At 62.8% G+C, this 15253-nt stretch carries 14 protein-coding genes; 4 read left to right on the top strand and 10 right to left on the bottom strand.

The features are described 5' to 3' along the window. Positions 1-240: 240 nt before the first annotated feature. From KH389_RS04375 to hmpA, 10 genes are all read right to left on the bottom strand, one after another. Entirely contained in the window at positions 241-615 is a 375-nt protein-coding gene (locus tag KH389_RS04375; protein ID WP_043864412.1) for a YkgJ family cysteine cluster protein, read from the bottom strand. 179 nt (positions 616-794) lie between these two features. After that, positions 795-2030, bottom strand: a complete 1236-nt coding sequence (gene alaC, locus KH389_RS04370; protein WP_104572930.1) for an alanine transaminase — start codon at positions 2028-2030, stop codon at positions 795-797. 147 nt (positions 2031-2177) lie between these two features. Further along, positions 2178-3305, bottom strand: a complete 1128-nt coding sequence (locus KH389_RS04365) for a hypothetical protein (protein WP_058541385.1) — start codon at positions 3303-3305, stop codon at positions 2178-2180. A gap of 820 nt (positions 3306-4125) precedes the next feature. Next, complete coding sequence (cyoE, locus tag KH389_RS04360) at positions 4126-5013, bottom strand: heme o synthase (RefSeq protein ID WP_213606946.1); 888 nt, start codon at positions 5011-5013, stop codon at positions 4126-4128. An 11-nt stretch (positions 5014-5024) separates the two neighbouring features. Further along, positions 5025-5357, bottom strand: a complete 333-nt coding sequence (gene cyoD, locus KH389_RS04355; RefSeq protein ID WP_043864407.1) for a cytochrome o ubiquinol oxidase subunit IV — start codon at positions 5355-5357, stop codon at positions 5025-5027. Next, a complete protein-coding gene (gene cyoC / locus KH389_RS04350) occupies positions 5358-5981 on the bottom strand; it encodes a cytochrome o ubiquinol oxidase subunit III (RefSeq protein ID WP_043864406.1) in 624 nt (207 codons plus the stop codon). It abuts the gene before it with no gap. A gap of 3 nt (positions 5982-5984) precedes the next feature. Next, on the bottom strand, positions 5985-8003 hold the full coding sequence (cyoB, locus tag KH389_RS04345) for a cytochrome o ubiquinol oxidase subunit I (RefSeq protein ID WP_043864405.1): 2019 nt from the start codon (positions 8001-8003) through the stop codon (positions 5985-5987). A gap of 3 nt (positions 8004-8006) precedes the next feature. Next, positions 8007-8948, bottom strand: coding sequence for a ubiquinol oxidase subunit II (cyoA, locus tag KH389_RS04340; RefSeq protein ID WP_043864404.1), 942 nt, complete (start codon positions 8946-8948; stop codon positions 8007-8009). 562 nt (positions 8949-9510) lie between these two features. Further along, entirely contained in the window at positions 9511-10017 is a 507-nt protein-coding gene (locus KH389_RS04335; RefSeq protein ID WP_043864403.1) for a disulfide bond formation protein B, read from the bottom strand. A gap of 181 nt (positions 10018-10198) precedes the next feature. Next, positions 10199-11380: an NO-inducible flavohemoprotein gene (gene hmpA / locus KH389_RS04330; protein WP_116052856.1), complete on the bottom strand. Its 1182-nt coding sequence runs from the start codon at positions 11378-11380 to the stop codon at positions 10199-10201. Between the two features lie 155 nt (positions 11381-11535). Here hmpA and norR point away from each other — a divergent pair, with 155 nt between their 5' ends. From norR to KH389_RS04310, 4 genes are all read left to right on the top strand, one after another. Further along, positions 11536-13083, top strand: a complete 1548-nt coding sequence (norR, locus tag KH389_RS04325) for a nitric oxide reductase transcriptional regulator NorR (protein ID WP_043864401.1) — start codon at positions 11536-11538, stop codon at positions 13081-13083. Between the two features lie 81 nt (positions 13084-13164). Continuing rightward, complete coding sequence (locus KH389_RS04320) at positions 13165-14064, top strand: chemotaxis protein (RefSeq protein WP_043864400.1); 900 nt, start codon at positions 13165-13167, stop codon at positions 14062-14064. A 140-nt stretch (positions 14065-14204) separates the two neighbouring features. Continuing rightward, positions 14205-14510: a hypothetical protein gene (locus tag KH389_RS04315; protein ID WP_043864399.1), complete on the top strand. Its 306-nt coding sequence runs from the start codon at positions 14205-14207 to the stop codon at positions 14508-14510. Beyond that, positions 14489-15250: a YkgJ family cysteine cluster protein gene (locus KH389_RS04310; RefSeq protein WP_213606944.1), complete on the top strand. Its 762-nt coding sequence runs from the start codon at positions 14489-14491 to the stop codon at positions 15248-15250. Before KH389_RS04315 ends, KH389_RS04310 begins: the two co-directional genes overlap by 22 nt. The last annotated feature ends 3 nt before the right edge of the window (positions 15251-15253 follow it).

Here is a 15253-nt window from a genome sequence, read left to right as displayed (position 1 = left end):
TCCTTCGTGGATCAGGCAGTTCGTTCCTTGAATGCGTGCGACGGGTAAGCCGTGGAAACTACACACACTAACGTCGAAATGCCTGACCTTGGCGACTACGATTCCAGTGCTGGAATATGTAGCCGCTTTCCCGGAGCCCTTGCGCAAAGGCGTTACGTCAAATGGTGTTAATACTTTGGCAATGGGCCCCGTGAATACAGGGCCTCGTCAAACTTACAGCGTCAGCCAACCGACGAACGGTCAGGCCACCTCCGGGTCTTCGGCGGGCCAGAACGGCTCGTTGGCTTCCAGAGGGGGCAGGCCGTGGGCGGCCCGCGCCGCGTTGCAGTCGTCGTTGGGCTGGCCATTGACCCAGGCGGCATCGAACTCGCGGCAGGGGCTGGAGCGCTGGGCATAGAGCGAACAGCTGACGCTCTTGCCGATCTCGCCTTCAAGCCCTATGCAGCGACACGGCTTGGCGTCGGTGCCGATCATCGCCACCCGGGTCGGGTTGATCTGCACCACCAGTTCATCAGGCACGACACCCCCGGCCGAGGTGCATTCACCCCAGAAAAAGGACACACGGAAATACGCGCAGCAGGCACCGCAAGTCAAACAAGGATTGTTTTCGGACATGATTTGGGAGGGGGGGAGAAGTATCGTTGGAGGGAGAAACCCGACGATCATTCTATGCTTCGGCGTGGCGTTGAAAAGGGGGGCAGTGAAAGAAATATGGGCGGCCGACGGAAGGCGGTGTCGCGCCCTTCGCCGGCAAGGCCGGCTCCTACGGGAGCAGGCCTTGCCGGCGAGGTGCATCACGACGTGCGTGAAGCCCTGACCGCCTTCGGCGCCTCGATGCCATCGGCACGGAACATCTGGCGGATGCCGCGCACCGCCTGGCGAATGCGGTCCTGGTTCTCGATCAGGGCAAAGCGCACATGGTCATCGCCATAGTCGCCAAAGCCGATGCCCGGCGACACGCATACCTTGGCTTCGGCCAGCAGCTTCTTGGCGAACTCCAGCGAACCCAGGTGCGCGTACTGCTCGGGGATCTTGGCCCACACGTACATCGAGGCCTTGGGGTTCTCGACCATCCAGCCGGTCTCGTGCAGCCCCTTGACCAGCACGTTGCGCCGCTGGCGGTACTGCTCGGCGATGTCGCGCACGCACTGCTGGTCGCCTTCGAGCGCCGCGATCGCCGCCACCTGCAACGGCGTGAAGGTGCCGTAGTCGTGGTAGCTCTTGATTCGCGCCAGGGCGTTGACCAGCTCCGGGTTGCCGACCATGAAGCCGATCCGCCAGCCGGCCATGTTGTAGCTCTTGGACAGCGTGAAGAACTCCACGGCGATGTCCTTGGCACCTGGCACCTGCATGATCGACGGGGCCTTCCAGCCGTCGTAGACGATGTCGGCATAGGCCAGGTCGTGGATCACCAGCACGTCGTACTGCTTGGCCAGCGCCACCACCCGCTCGAAGAAGTCCAGCTCCACGCACTGCGCGGTGGGGTTGGAGGGGAACCCCAGGATCATCATCTTGGGCTTGGGGATCGACTCGCGGATCGCCCGCTCCAGCTCGTTGAAGAAGTCCACGCCGGGCACCAGCGGCACCGAACGCACCTGGGCCCCGGCGATCACCGCGCCGTAGATGTGGATCGGGTAGCTGGGGTTGGGCACCAGCACGGTATCGCCGTGGTCCAGGGTGGCCAGCATCAGGTGGGCCAGGCCCTCCTTGGAGCCGATGGTGACAATGGCTTCGGACTCGGGGTCGATCTCGACGTCGTAGCGGTCCTTGTACCAGTGCGAGATGGCCCGGCGCAGGCGCGGGATACCGCGCGAGGTGGAGTAGCCGTGGGTGTCTTCGCGCTGGGCGACCTGTACCAGCTTCTCGACGATGTGCGGCGGCGTGGCCCCGTCGGGGTTGCCCATGCTCAGGTCGATGATGTCTTCGCCACGACGGCGCGCGGCCATCTTGAGTTCGGCGGTGATGTTGAATACGTAGGGGGGGAGACGATCTATGCGCGCAAAGCGGCGCGGCGAACCTTGGTCAGCCATGGTTACCTCGAGGACGTAAGCGCCCGGAACCGTCCGAGCGACGTTGGCCACTGCGGTGGCCGAGGCAGAAGATAGTGCCTGCAGGCAATGCCTGTAAAGTGGATTCGATCGCGGGCCGCACAGCGCGGCCGCGACCGATGCCGGGTGTCAGCACAGACGCTCGAACGACAGCGAGCGCCAGCTCCCCACATCCAGGCCCTCCTCCGGCGCCATGTGGGCCCCGCGCACGAAGCTGAAAGCCTTGCGCATATCGCCCTGGTGGACCAGCCGATGCTCCCCTTCGGACTCGCTCAGCAGCGTGTAGGAGTGCTTGCGCATGGCCCTGTAGCGGGCATCGTCGCGGTCCATGGCATCCAGGTAGTCGGCCACCTGCCCTTCGCTCAGCTCAAGGCGTTTTTGCAGCGTCACGCCCCAGCGGGTCAGGCAGGTTTCGGCAAAATGGCGCACGATCAGGCCCGGGTCGGGCAGCTCGTTGCCGGCACTGGCGCCATCGGCCGAGGCATTGCCCACCAGCGTGGCGTGGCGTCCTGGCAGCGGAAAGATGTGGACACGGGTATCGGGGTAGGTGGACGGGATGACGCAGGCGAAGCCCTTGGAGCGCTCGTCGCGAGAAAAGAAACCCACGTACTCCTTCACGTTGGTGCGCAGGTGCAGGCGGTGTGGCTGCAGGTTGTTGATCCCGGGCACGGGGTCGATGGCAAAGATGTTCACCGGCACGTGGGCCAGTTGCGGGTCGTCGGCCATGGCGTTGGCGAGCATGTGGGCACTGATGCCGCCGCGGCTCCAGCCCACGATGTTGACCTGATCGGGAATCAGGCCGTCCTTGCGGTGCATGCGGATGATGCCTTCCTGGAGTTGCTGCGGGGTCACGCCGCGGTCGCCATAGTCGTACTGGCGCCAGAACCAGGAACCCTCCTTCTTCACGTCCTCGATCGGCACGCCGGCTGACTTCAGGCGGTTGTAGTCCTGCTCGGTGAGTTTTTCGCGCTGCCAGGTGCAGGAGCCCTTGATGACCTGCAGGGCGTGGGCCACGTTCTGCTCCCAGCCGGCGCCGAACAGGGTGCCGGTGAGGCCGTATTCCTTGTTTTCGATGAACAGGTCATCGGCCTGCAGGTTGCCGCTGCCCGGGCCGTCGATGGCGATCCAGTTGGCGAACTCGCGGCTCTGGTCGTTGGAAGCAAGGGTGGCGACCAGTTCGCCGTTCCAGAAATTGGGGTTCTGGTCATCGAAACGGTGCGATCCGGTGCCGCAGAAGTAAACGGTCAGAATGCTCATGGCGGTGTGCTCCTTGGGGTGGGGAGCCGTCACGCTAGCAATGCCGGGGGTTGCGTGTTCAGCGGGGAGTGGTGCCCGGGTGGGAGGGATTGCCGGCCGTTGGCACGCACCGATCCAGAGGCCTTGCTCCGGCTGGTGATCTTGCTCTGGTTTTTGATCTGCTTTTGATCTGCTTTGGATCTGCTTTTGATCTTCTGGCCCTTCAGGAGGCCGAGTGGAGCGCCTGCGTAGTGGGGTGTAGGGCCATGGATGGCCCGGAAAGTGCCGACGGGCAGGGACGCCCGTGCGGCGCGGCCCCCGGAGCAGGTGCGAAGCGAGGGGACCCGTAGCGAAGCGTAGGGCCGTATGCAGGGCCCAGCCTTTTTGGTTACTTTTGGGGCGTTTGCCAAAAGTGACCCGCTGTAAGAGCGGAAGGCGCCGCTCGCAGCGCTATCCATGTCGGATAATCACACCGACATGAAAATCGACAATCATGTGCTTATCCAGCATGGATATCGACATTTAGGGCCCCTTCCGCTCTTACAGCGGCTTACTTTTTTCTTGGAAAAAGTAAGCAAAACCGCTCCGTCCAGCATCCGGCCCTACGCTTCGCTACGGGTCCCCTCATTCCACCCACGCTCCGTGGGGCCGCGCCGCACGGGCGTCCCTGCCCGTCGGCACTTTCCGGGCCATCCATGGCCCTACACCCCACTACACGCGGGCTCCATTCGGCCTCCTGAAGGACGGAAAGATCAAAAGCAAGAGCGGGAGCGAAGCCGTTTCTGAAGGGCAAAAAAAACCCCGGCACCTTTCGGCCCGGGGTCTCTTTCAACACATCAGATCAATGCGCGTAGGTCAGCAGCAGTTCGGTCGGCACCTTGGTGTCCAACGACATCATCACGCTCAACGCAGTGATGGTGAAGATGGAAAACACGAACAGCTTGCGCGCCCACAGGCGATCATCCACAGCCTTGTAGCCGGTCCAGGCCATGTACAACCAGTACATGCCCATCGCCGCGGCCACGGCCATGTAGCTCATGCCGGCATAACCACCGATGGTCAGCATCAGGGTCGCTACCAGGAACGCCACGATGTACCAAAGGATGTGTTTCTTGGCCACCAGGATGCCACGCTTGACCGGCAGTACCGGAATCGAGGCCGCCAGGTAGTCGTTGAAGCGGAAGATCGCGATCGCATAGGAATGCGGCATCTGCCACAGGCTGAACATCACCAGCAGGGTCAACGCAGCCAGGTCGAAGCTGTTGCTCACGGCGCAGTAGCCGATCACCGGAGGCATGGCACCGGACAGGCTGCCTACCAGGGTGCCGTGCACCGATTTGCGCTTCAGGTACAGGCTGTAGAAACCCACGTAGATGATGAACCCGATCAGGCCGAACAACGCTGCCAGGGCATTGGCCTGCACGTACAGCAGGCCAAGCCCGGCCACCCCGAGCAGGGTGGCGTAGGCCAGCGCGATCTTCAGCGAGACCTGCCCTTGAACCATCACACGGTTCTTGGTGCGCTCCATCTTGATGTCGATGTCACGGTCGATGCAGTTGTTGAACACGCAACCGGACGCCACCACCAGCGAAGTGCCGATCACCGTGGCCAGGAACAGCATGAAGTCCACATGCCCTTGCGCGGCAAGGAAGAAACCGCCTGCCACAGAAAGCACGTTACCGAAAATGATCCCCGGTTTGGTGATTTGGATAAAGTGCTTAAAGGACATGCCGTCTTACCTCACTTCGCCATCATGCTGGTGTGGATGCTGAACATGATCCACAGCGACAGGCCGACCAACAGTGCAATGACCAACCCGGTGAACAGGAAGGCGCTGACGTTCTCACGCTGCTCTGGCGAACGGTCCAGGTGCAGGAAGTAGTACAGGTGCACGACGATCTGGATGACCGCGAAGGCCACCACGATCAGTACGGTCATGTCTTTGGGCAAGGTCGGGTACATCACCAGACCGAACGGGATCAGCGTCAGGATCACCGACAGTACGAAGCCGATTGCGTACGACTTCACGCTGCCGTGGCTGCCCTCGGCGTGCTCGTTATGTGCGTTAGCCATTTACAGAACCCCCAGCAGATAGACAACGGTGAATACGCAGATCCAGACCACGTCCAGGAAGTGCCAGAACAGGCTCAGGCAACCCATGCGGGTCTTGGCCGAACCGGTGATGCCCTTCTTCTGAATCTGGTACATCATCACGGCCATCCAGATCAGACCACCGGTCACGTGCAGACCGTGGGTGCCGACCAGGGCGAAGAAGCCCGACAGGAAGCCGCTGCGCTGCGGGCCGAAGCCTTCGCTGATCAGCAGGTGGAACTCGTTGACTTCCATGACGATGAAGCCAAGGCCGAGCAGGAAGGTGACTGCCAGCCAGGCCAGTACACCGTTCTTGTTGCCCTTGTACATCTGCAGCATGGCGAAGCCGAAGGTGATACTGGAGAACAGCAGCAGCGCGGTTTCAGCCAGTACATACGGCAGTTCGAAAATGTCGTGACCCGACGGGCCGCCGGCAAAGTTGCCGGACAGCACCGCGTAGGCTGCGAAGATCGACGCAAACAGGATGCAGTCGGTCATCAGGTACAGCCAGAAACCGAATACGGTCATCTGGCCCGAGTCGTGGTGTTCTTCGTGCCCATGGTCGTGACCATGAGCAGCATCAGCATTGATTACATGACTGGACATTGATTAAACCCGTTCAAACGATTCGACAGGCGCACCGACTGGCGAGCCGGTAGCCAGACCGAGGTGCTTCAGACGCTCACCTTCGATACGTGCCACTTCCTCGGCAGGAACCATGTAGCCCTGGTCGTCACGCGCAGCGTGAGCAACGAAGACAGCGATGGTGCCGATCAGGCCGACCGCGGCCAACCACCAGATGTGCCAGATGGTGGCGAAACCGAAGACGGTCAACAGCGCGCCCATGTACAGACCGGTAGCGGTGTTGTTCGGCATGTGGATCGGTGCGTACTGGGCCGGAGCCTTGTAGGCGATACCGGCGCGCTTGGCTTCGGTCCATGCGTCCAGGCCGACTTTTTCCGGCATGGTGGCGAAGTTGTAGAACGGCGGTGGCGACGAGGTCGACCATTCCAGGGTGTGCGCATTCCATGGGTCGCCAGTGACGTCCATGTTGTCCTTGCGATCGCGGATCGACACGTACAGCTGGATCAGCTGGCAGGCGATACCGAACAGGATCAGCACGGCACCGACCACGGCCACGTACAGGTACGGTTCCCAGGCAGGGTTGTCCGAGTGGTTCAGACGACGGGTCATGCCCATGAAGCCCAGTGCGTACAGCGGCATGAAGGCCACGTAGAAACCGGAGATCCAGAACCAGAAGGCAGCCTTGCCCCACTTCTCGTTCAGGGTGAAACCGAAGGCTTTCGGGAACCAGAAGGCGAAGCCGGCAATGTAGCCGAACACCGCACCACCGATGATCACGTTGTGGAAGTGAGCGATCACGAACAGGCTGTTGTGCAGCACGAAGTCAGCACCAGGTACGGCCAGCAGTACGCCGGTCATGCCGCCGATCGAGAAGGTCACCATGAAGCCCAGGGTCCACAGCACTGGCGCGGTGAAGCGCAGACGGCCCTGGTAGATCGTGAACAGCCAGTTGAACAGCTTGACCCCGGTCGGGATCGAAATGAGCATGGTCGCCAGACCGAAGAAGGTGTTGACGCTGGCGCCCGAACCCATGGTGAAGAAGTGGTGCAGCCATACGCCGAAGCCCAGAACCGAGATCGCACCCGAGGCGTAGATCATCGACTTGTGGCCGAACAGGCGCTTGCCGGTAAAGGTCGAGATGACTTCCGAGAACACGCCGAACGCCGGCAGGATCAGGATGTACACCTCAGGGTGACCCCATGCCCAGAACAGGTTGACGTACATCATCGGGTTCCCACCAAGCTCGTTGGTGAAAATGTGGAAGTCCAGATAACGGTCAACGGTCAGCAGTGCCAGGGTCGCGGTCAGGATCGGGAACGAAGCCACGATCAGGATGTTGGCCCAGGTGCAGGTCCAGGTGAAGATCGGCATGTCCATCAGCTTCATGCCAGGGGCGCGCATTTTCAGCACGGTGGCCAGGAAGTTGACACCGGTCAGCGTTGTCCCCAATCCGGATATCTGTAGCGCCCAGATGTAGTAGTCGACACCGACCCCAGGGCTGTACTGGATACCCGCCAGCGGTGGATAGGCCACCCAGCCGGTCTTGGCGAACTCGCCCACGCCCAGGGAGATGTTGACCAGCGCAACGCCGGACACCAGCAGCCAGAAGCTCAGGGAGTTGAGGAACGGGAAGGCAACGTCACGTGCACCGATCTGCAGAGGCAGGGCCAGGTTCATCAGGCCGGTGAAGAATGGCATCGCCATGAAGATGATCATGATCACACCGTGAGCGGTGAAGATCTGGTCATAGTGTTCAGGAGGCAGATAGCCCTCGGCGCCGCCAGTGGCCATGGCCAGCTGGGTACGCATCATGATGGCGTCGGCAAAGCCGCGCAGCAGCATGACCATCGCGACGATGATGTACATCACCCCGATCTTCTTGTGGTCGACCGACGTCAGCCACTCGGTCCACAAGTAGGTCCACTTGCGGAAATAGGTGATTGCAGCAACCAACGCGAGACCGCCGAGCGCGATCATGGCGAGGGTCACCATGACTATCGGCTCGTGATACGGGATCGCGTCCAGACTAAGTTTACCGAACATCTTTTACTCCTCTGCCCCAGCAGCTGAATGCATACTCACGTCCATCGCTTCGGCCGCTTCTTTGTGCTCTTTCTTCTCGTGCACCACCGGCTTGCCACGGTTCATGCCCTCGTACTTGTCGACGATGGACTGGAACATGTTTTCCGGGGCCACGCTGTAGAGCGCAACCGGGTTGTTTTCGCTAGGTTTGGCCAGAGCCTCGTAGGTGGCCTTGTCCAGTTGTTGCGGCGACTGCTTGACCTCGTTGACCCACGCCTCGAAATCTTCCTGGGACGTGGCGATCGCCTTGAACTTCATGCCGGTGAAGCCGGCACCGCTGTAGTTGGCGGAGATCCCGTCGAACTCGGCGTTCTGGTTGGCAATCAGGTGCAGCTTGGTGGTCATGCCCGCCATCGCGTAGATCTGGCCGCCCAGGCCCGGGATGAAGAACGAGTTCATCACGGCGTCGGAGGTCACGCGGAAATTGACCGGGGTGTTGGCCGGGAAGACGATCTTGTTGACCGTGGCAATGCCCTGTTCCGGGTAGATGAACAGCCATTTCCAGTCCAGCGCGACCACGTCGATCTGCACCGGCTTCACGTCGGAATCCAGTGGACGGTACGGGTCCAGCTTGTGGGTGGAGAGGTAGGTGACATAACCCAGGGCGATGATGATCAGCACCGGGATGGACCATACGGCCACTTCGATCTTGGTCGAGTGCGACCAGTCAGGGGTGTAGGTGGCAGCCTTGTTGGAGGCGCGATACTTCCACGCGAACGCGATCGTCATGAAAATGACAGGAATCACCACCAGCAACATCAGGCCGGTAGCGATCAGGATCAGGTTCCTTTGCTCAATGCCGACCTGGCCCTTCGGGTCGAGCAGGGTCCAGTTGCACCCACTGAGTAAAAGCATGCCTAAAAAGGGCAGAATGCCAAACAGTCTGGGGTAACGCTTTTTACTCATCTCACGACCTCTAGAGCAGCTTGCTTCAATGCAATTTGTGTTTTGGTCGCCAACACTTCGTCCTGCCAAGCGTCAGCATTTATGGGATCGAATACGGTCACGCCGGAATTCAGCTGCGGCTGCTCGGCAGAACCGGTGTGCAACGGTGCTTATTGTTTTGACTTCGTAGGCAATCAGGCCTGTTTACAGACCAATTCCATTTGGTGCGGAAAATCACGGGAGGGGGGTCAGCCCGGCATCGCCGCAGGCGATGCTCGTCAGAGTCACGAAAGGAGCCGGAGCTCCTTTAATCCTGCAACTCGCAAGCGGTGCCGAACGGAAATTGGGGGCGATTGTAGTGACGTAACATGGCCATGACTATGACTTATTGAGCAACAGTCCTTTACAGAAAACGTAACAATAGCGCAGCAAAAATCAATTTCGCGACAGTTTGTCGCACCCCTGGCTGTAGCCCTGAAATGCCCGTACCGCAAGGGTTGGGACTTGATCCAGGTCAACCTGGAGGCGACTTCTTCGGAAAATTCTCAAGCCCTGCGCACTTGCCTCGACACGGGACTTTTGTCTAACGCTGGCGACGGTTGCGGTAGATGCCCAGCGGCACCAGCACGGCGGTCAGCACGAAGGCCAGCAGCGCCCATTGCGCCAGCGACAGCCCCAGCACCGGCGGGTACGGCGTCGAGCAGAAACCATCCACCTGGAACACCAGCGGCAGCACCGAGGCCAGCGGCAGGCCGTCGACGATCGGCTGCAGTGTGTCGATGCCGCAGCTGACGGCCGGGTTGGCCAGAATGTAGGCGTGGTTGCCCGCTGCAGCAATGCCGCCGATGGCGCTCAGCACCACCAGGGCCTCGAACAGCGTGAGGCTGCGCCGCCCGGGCATGGCCGCACCGATGAAGGCGAACAGGGCGATGAACAGCAACGCATAGCGCTGCAGGATGCACAGTGGACACGGTGCCTCGCCCAGCACGATCTGCATGTACAGGGCACCGCCGATCAGCGCCAGGCAGATGGCGCCCAGCAGTACCAGAAAGCGCCGTTCCCGATTCAGGCGCTGCGTTAGATCGTTCATTCCCGTTCCCTTCACTAGATAGGTGGCTCAAGCCTGGGCGCAATTCTACACGCCGACCATGACCACAGGGAGTGAAGGTTAAACCGATTAAAAGAAGATTAAGGTCGGCAGCTTAGCCGGCGCCTGCAGCACATACGCGCAGCTGCAGGCGCCGGCATTGTCGGCGAACAGGCCCCGGCCCTTACTCGAGTGCTGCCGCCGGCCCGAAGAACTCGTAGCGGCTCTGCTGCTCCGGCACCCCCAGGGCCTTGAGCTGACGCCTGATCGCCGCCATGAAGCCCTTGGGCCCCAGGAAGTACGCGTCCAGGTCACGCTCGACCGGCAGCCACTGCGCCAGTTGATCCTGGCTCAGCAGCCCCACGGCGTCGGCCGGCAGGCTCACCCCATCATCCTCGGCGTAGCAATAGAAGCGCTTGAGCTGCGGATGACGCGCCGCGCGTTCGTCCACCCAGTCGCGAAACGCATGCACCGCACCGTTGCGCGCGCAATGAATGAAGTGCACCAGGCGACCGCTGGCCAGGGCCGCGTCGAGCATCGCCAGGGTCGGGGTGATCCCTACCCCGCCGCTGATCAGCACCAGCGGCTTGTCGCTGGCGCTCAGGGTGAACTCGCCCGCCGGCGGGAACAGCTCCAGGGTATCGCCCACCTGCAGTTGCTCATGCAGGTAGTTGGACACCTTGCCGCCCGCCTCGCGCTTGACGCTGATGCGGTACTCGCGGCCGTCACCCAGCGCCGACAATGAATAGTTGCGCCGATGCTCCTGGCCATCGATCTGCACCTTCAGGCCCAAGTACTGGCCGGGCTCGCCCTTGAGGACCGGGCCGCCATCGAGCGGGGCGAAGTGAAACGAGACGATCTCGCTGCTCTCCTGCACCCGCGCCGCCAGCCGGAACGCCCGCGCACCGCGCCAGCCACCCGGCGCCTGGGCCTTCTGCTGGTACAGGCCCTCTTCGGCGCCGATCAGGATATCGGCCAGTTGCTGGTAGGCCGCGCCCCAGGCCGCGATGACCTCGGGGGTGGCGACCTCCTTGCCGAGCACCTCTTCGATGGCACGCAACAGGCAGGCGCCGACGATGGGGTAGTGCTCGGGCAGGATCTGCAGCGCCACGTGCTTGTTGATGATCTGGTTCACCAGGCCGCCCAGTTGCTCGAGCTGGTCGATATGGCGTGCATACATCAGTACGCCATTGGCCAGCGCCCGCGGCTGGTCGCCGCTGGCCTGGTTGGCCTGGTTGAACAACGGACGCACCTCGGGGTATTCGCTGAGCATCAGTTTGTAGAAATGCGTGGTCAGCGCCTCGCCGCCGCTTTCAAGCAGCGGAACGGTGGCTTTGACGATGGCACGATCTTGGGCATTGAGCATGGGTAACTCCCGGGCCTTATGGCTTCTGGATAATCTGTCCGGGTTGTTTCAGCTTTCGTGCCAACTATTAAATCCATATAAATCAATAGCTTGAATATTTTTGAGTCAAATTGACCACAGCCCTGCTAGAGTCATAAAGACTCGAAGGAGTCATCATGACCGCAAAATCCCTGCTTACCGCACTGCTGCCCCTGGTCAGCGACCTGTCTCGCGAGCTGCCCGAACGCGAACGCTACCGTCGCCTGCTCGAAGCCATGCGCGCCCTGTTGCCATGCGACGCCGCCGCGCTGCTGCGCCTGGATGGCGAATGGCTGGTCCCCCTGGCGGTGGACGGCCTGAGCCCCGACACCCTGGGCCGGCGCTTCAAGGTCAGCGAACACCCGCGCTTCGCCGCCCTGCTCAGCCGCAGCGAGCCGACCCGCTTTGCCAGCGACAGCCAACTGCCCGACCCCTACGACGGCCTGGTCGAGGGCCTGCACCAGCACCTGGAGGTACACGACTGCATGGGCTGCCCGCTGTTCGTCGACGAACGGCCCTGGGGCCTGATCACCCTCGATGCGCTGGCCCCGGAGCGCTTCCAGCAGGTCGAGCTGGACGCCCTGCAGGCCTTCGCCAGCCTGGCCGCCGCCACGGTCAACGTGGCGCAACGTATCGAACGCCTGGCCCTGCGCGCCGAAGACGAACACCAGCGCGCCGAGATCTACCGCCAGGCCAGCGGCCAGCAGCACCAGGAACTGATCGGCCAGAGCAAGGCCCACAAGCACCTGCTCGAAGAGATCCGCCTGGTCGCCGGCAGCGACCTGACCGTACTGGTCACCGGTGAAACCGGGGTAGGCAAGGAGCTGGTGGCCCAGGCCATCCACCAGCAGTCGGCGCGTGCCGACAAGCCGATGATCAGCCTCAACTGCGCCGCCTTGCCCGACACCCTGGTCGAGAGCGAGCTGTTCGGCCATGTGCGCGGCGCCTTCACCGGCGCGGTGGGCGAGCGACGCGGCAAGTTCGAGCTGGCCAACGGCGGCACACTGTTTCTCGACGAAGTGGGCGAACTGTCGCTGGCCGTGCAGGCCAAGTTGCTGCGCGTGCTGCAAAGCGGACAGCTGCAGCGCCTGGGCTCGGACCAGGAGCACCAGGTGGATGTGCGCCTGATTGCCGCCACCAACCGCGACCTGGCCGAGGAAGTGCGTGCCGGGCGCTACCGCGCCGACTTCTACCACCGCCTGAGCGTGTACCCGCTGCGGGTGCCGGCGCTGCGCGAGCGCGGGCGCGACGTGCTGCTGCTCAGCGGCTACTTCCTGGAGCAGAACCGCTCGCGCATGGGCCTGAACAGCCTGCGCCTGAGCAGCGATGCCCAGGCCGCGCTGCTGGCGTACGACTGGCCGGGCAATGTGCGCGAACTGGAGCACCTGATCGGCCGCTCGTCGCTCAAGGCGCTGGGCCAGCACCCCGAGCGGCCGAAGATCCTGACCCTGGAGGCCCGCGACTTCGACCTGCCCGGCGCCGGCCCGGGGGCAGCGCCCAGCGTGGCGGCGCCACTGCCACCACCGCCCGGCACCGACCTGCGCCAGGCCCTGGACCTGTACCAGCGCCAGCTGATCGAGGCCTGCCTGGAGCGCCACCAGCACAACTGGGCCAGTGCCGCGCGCGAGCTGGGCCTGGACCGCGCCAACCTCAGCCGCCTGGCCCGCCGACTGGGGCTACGCTGAAGTGCAGTGGCGGATTAAAGCCTGGCGTGCTCGGGTCGATAACCCGGCAGATCCCTTATTCTCTTTGCCCTGAAGGTGCCTATGGCCTCGCAAAATGCCCGCGCCGACTCGCTGTCGCTGCTGCTGTTCACCCTGCGCAGCGGCAAGCTGATGGCAATCAACCTGCTCAAGGTCAGCGAGATCATCCCTTGCCCGCCCCTGACCAAGCTCCCGGAATCGCACCCGCACGTCAAAGGCGTGGCCACCCTGCGGGGCAACTCGCTGTCGGTCATCGACCTGTCGCGTGCCATCGGCGAGCGCCCGCTGGAAGACCCCAACGGCGGCTGCCTGATCGTCACCGACATCAGCCGCTCCAAGCAGGGCCTGCACGTGCAGGCGGTAAGCCGCATCGTGCATTGCCTGAGTACCGACATCAAGCCGCCGCCCTACGGGTCGAGCAGCAAGGCATTCATCACCGGGGTAACCCAGGTGGACGGCACGCTGGTGCAGGTGCTGGACATCGAAAAGGTCATTCACGGCATTGCGCCGCCGCCGCGTGAAGTGAGCAGCAGCGAGCTGAACCCCGAAGACGCCGCCGTTCTGCAGGCCACCAACATACTGGTGGTCGATGACAGCCATGTGGCACTCCACCAGTCGGTGCTGACCCTGCGCGGCCTGGGGCTGGAATGCCACACCGCCAAGAGCGCCAAGGATGCCATCGACACCCTGCTGGAGCTGCAGGGTACCGACCGGGAGATCAACGTGGTGGTCTCGGACATCGAGATGTCCGAGATGGACGGCTACGCCTTCACCCGCACGCTGCGCGAAACGCCTGACTTCCAGCACCTCTATGTACTGCTGCACACCTCGCTGGACAGCGCGATGAACAGCGAGAAAGCCCGGTTGGCAGGGGCGAACGCGGTGCTGACCAAGTTCTCCTCGCCGGAACTCACCGATTGCCTGATCGTGGCAGCGCGGGCGGTGGCTTTCGCCGAGCGCTGAGCCGGCCCCCTTCGCCGGCAAGGCGACTCCTATAGGGGCTGCCGGCGAAGAGGCCAGGACAAACGCTGAAACGCTCCTGCTCCTGCAAAAACCGATGCTCTGGCATAATCAGCGGCCTCTCCCCTCATGAGCCGCCCATCATGAAAGCCCTCACCTTCGCCCTGCTGGCCCTGTTCAGCCTCGGCGCCCACGCCTCCAGCGACCAGGCCTGGGCCGACCACGAACAAGCCCTGACCAGGGCCTGCCTCGCCGCCAGCCAGTTCAAGGATGCCCGGCCCGCCAGCAAGCCGGCCGAGTTCGACGACCGCGTCGGCTACAGTGCCCTGCTGATCAGCGGCCACTACCCGCAAAAGCACATGAAGAACCAGAAAGGCAGCGAGCTGTGCCTGTTCGACAAGCAGCGCAAGACTGCCTTCATCACCGAATGGACCCCCGCCAAACCGTGACCAGCGCTGCAACCTCACTCCAGTTCGACTGCACCGGCTGTGGCAAATGCTGCAATGGCCACCACGTTCCCCTGACCCTCGACGAAGCGCGCCACTGGGTGGCAGATGGCGGCCAGCTCATCGTGCTGGTGGAAGCCTTTCTGGCCAACGGCCTGGGCCTGCCCGACGCCCAGCGCGAGCACGCCACCCGCCGTGCCTGCGCCGTGCCCTGCGGCAGTACCCAGGCACACGTGGCCATCACCTTCGCCGCGTTCAACCCCGGCGCCTGCCGCAATCTGGATGCCGACAACCTGTGCCGCATCTATGAGCGCCGGCCGCTGGTGTGCCGCATCTACCCGATGGAAATCAACCCGCACATCCCGTTGCGCCCCGACGCCAAGGACTGCCCGACCGAAGCCTGGCAACGCGGCCCGGTACTGATCCACGGCAGCCATCTGATGGACCGCCAACTGGCCGAGCTGATCGAGCGCTCGCGCCAGGCCGACCGCGACGATATCCACGCCAAGGTGCAGATCTGCCAGCAACTGGGCATCACCACCAGCGCGCTCAAGGGCAACGGCTTCACCGCCTACCTGCCCGACACCGGGGCGCTGCACGCCGCCCTGCATGCCCCGGGCAACGCCGCGCTGGCGCCCTGGACCCTGCACGTGGAAAACCCGGCACTGGTCGAGCAACTGCATCAGGCCGGCGCCCGGGTGTGCAGCACATCGGCTGGCCACTACAGCTTCATCGGTTTCTGAGCG

Origin of the sequence: Pseudomonas qingdaonensis (assembly GCF_018398475.1) — a bacterium.
Taxonomy (GTDB): Bacteria; Pseudomonadota; Gammaproteobacteria; order Pseudomonadales; family Pseudomonadaceae; genus Aquipseudomonas; species Aquipseudomonas palmensis.
This window is presented reverse-complemented; position numbering and strand designations above follow the sequence as displayed.

Coding starts and splice junctions, on each gene's coding strand:
- KH389_RS04375 (WP_043864412.1), bottom strand. CDS start 615: ATGTCCGAAAACAATCCTTGTTTGACTTGCGGTGCCTGCTGCGCGTAT.
- alaC (WP_104572930.1), bottom strand. CDS start 2,030: ATGGCTGACCAAGGTTCGCCGCGCCGCTTTGCGCGCATAGATCGTCTC.
- KH389_RS04365 (WP_058541385.1), bottom strand. CDS start 3,305: ATGAGCATTCTGACCGTTTACTTCTGCGGCACCGGATCGCACCGTTTC.
- cyoE (WP_213606946.1), bottom strand. CDS start 5,013: ATGTCCTTTAAGCACTTTATCCAAATCACCAAACCGGGGATCATTTTC.
- cyoD (WP_043864407.1), bottom strand. CDS start 5,357: ATGGCTAACGCACATAACGAGCACGCCGAGGGCAGCCACGGCAGCGTG.
- cyoC (WP_043864406.1), bottom strand. CDS start 5,981: ATGTCCAGTCATGTAATCAATGCTGATGCTGCTCATGGTCACGACCAT.
- cyoB (WP_043864405.1), bottom strand. CDS start 8,003: ATGTTCGGTAAACTTAGTCTGGACGCGATCCCGTATCACGAGCCGATA.
- cyoA (WP_043864404.1), bottom strand. CDS start 8,948: ATGAGTAAAAAGCGTTACCCCAGACTGTTTGGCATTCTGCCCTTTTTA.
- KH389_RS04335 (WP_043864403.1), bottom strand. CDS start 10,017: ATGAACGATCTAACGCAGCGCCTGAATCGGGAACGGCGCTTTCTGGTA.
- hmpA (WP_116052856.1), bottom strand. CDS start 11,380: ATGCTCAATGCCCAAGATCGTGCCATCGTCAAAGCCACCGTTCCGCTG.
- norR (WP_043864401.1), top strand. CDS start 11,536: ATGACCGCAAAATCCCTGCTTACCGCACTGCTGCCCCTGGTCAGCGAC.
- KH389_RS04320 (WP_043864400.1), top strand. CDS start 13,165: ATGGCCTCGCAAAATGCCCGCGCCGACTCGCTGTCGCTGCTGCTGTTC.
- KH389_RS04315 (WP_043864399.1), top strand. CDS start 14,205: ATGAAAGCCCTCACCTTCGCCCTGCTGGCCCTGTTCAGCCTCGGCGCC.
- KH389_RS04310 (WP_213606944.1), top strand. CDS start 14,489: ATGGACCCCCGCCAAACCGTGACCAGCGCTGCAACCTCACTCCAGTTC.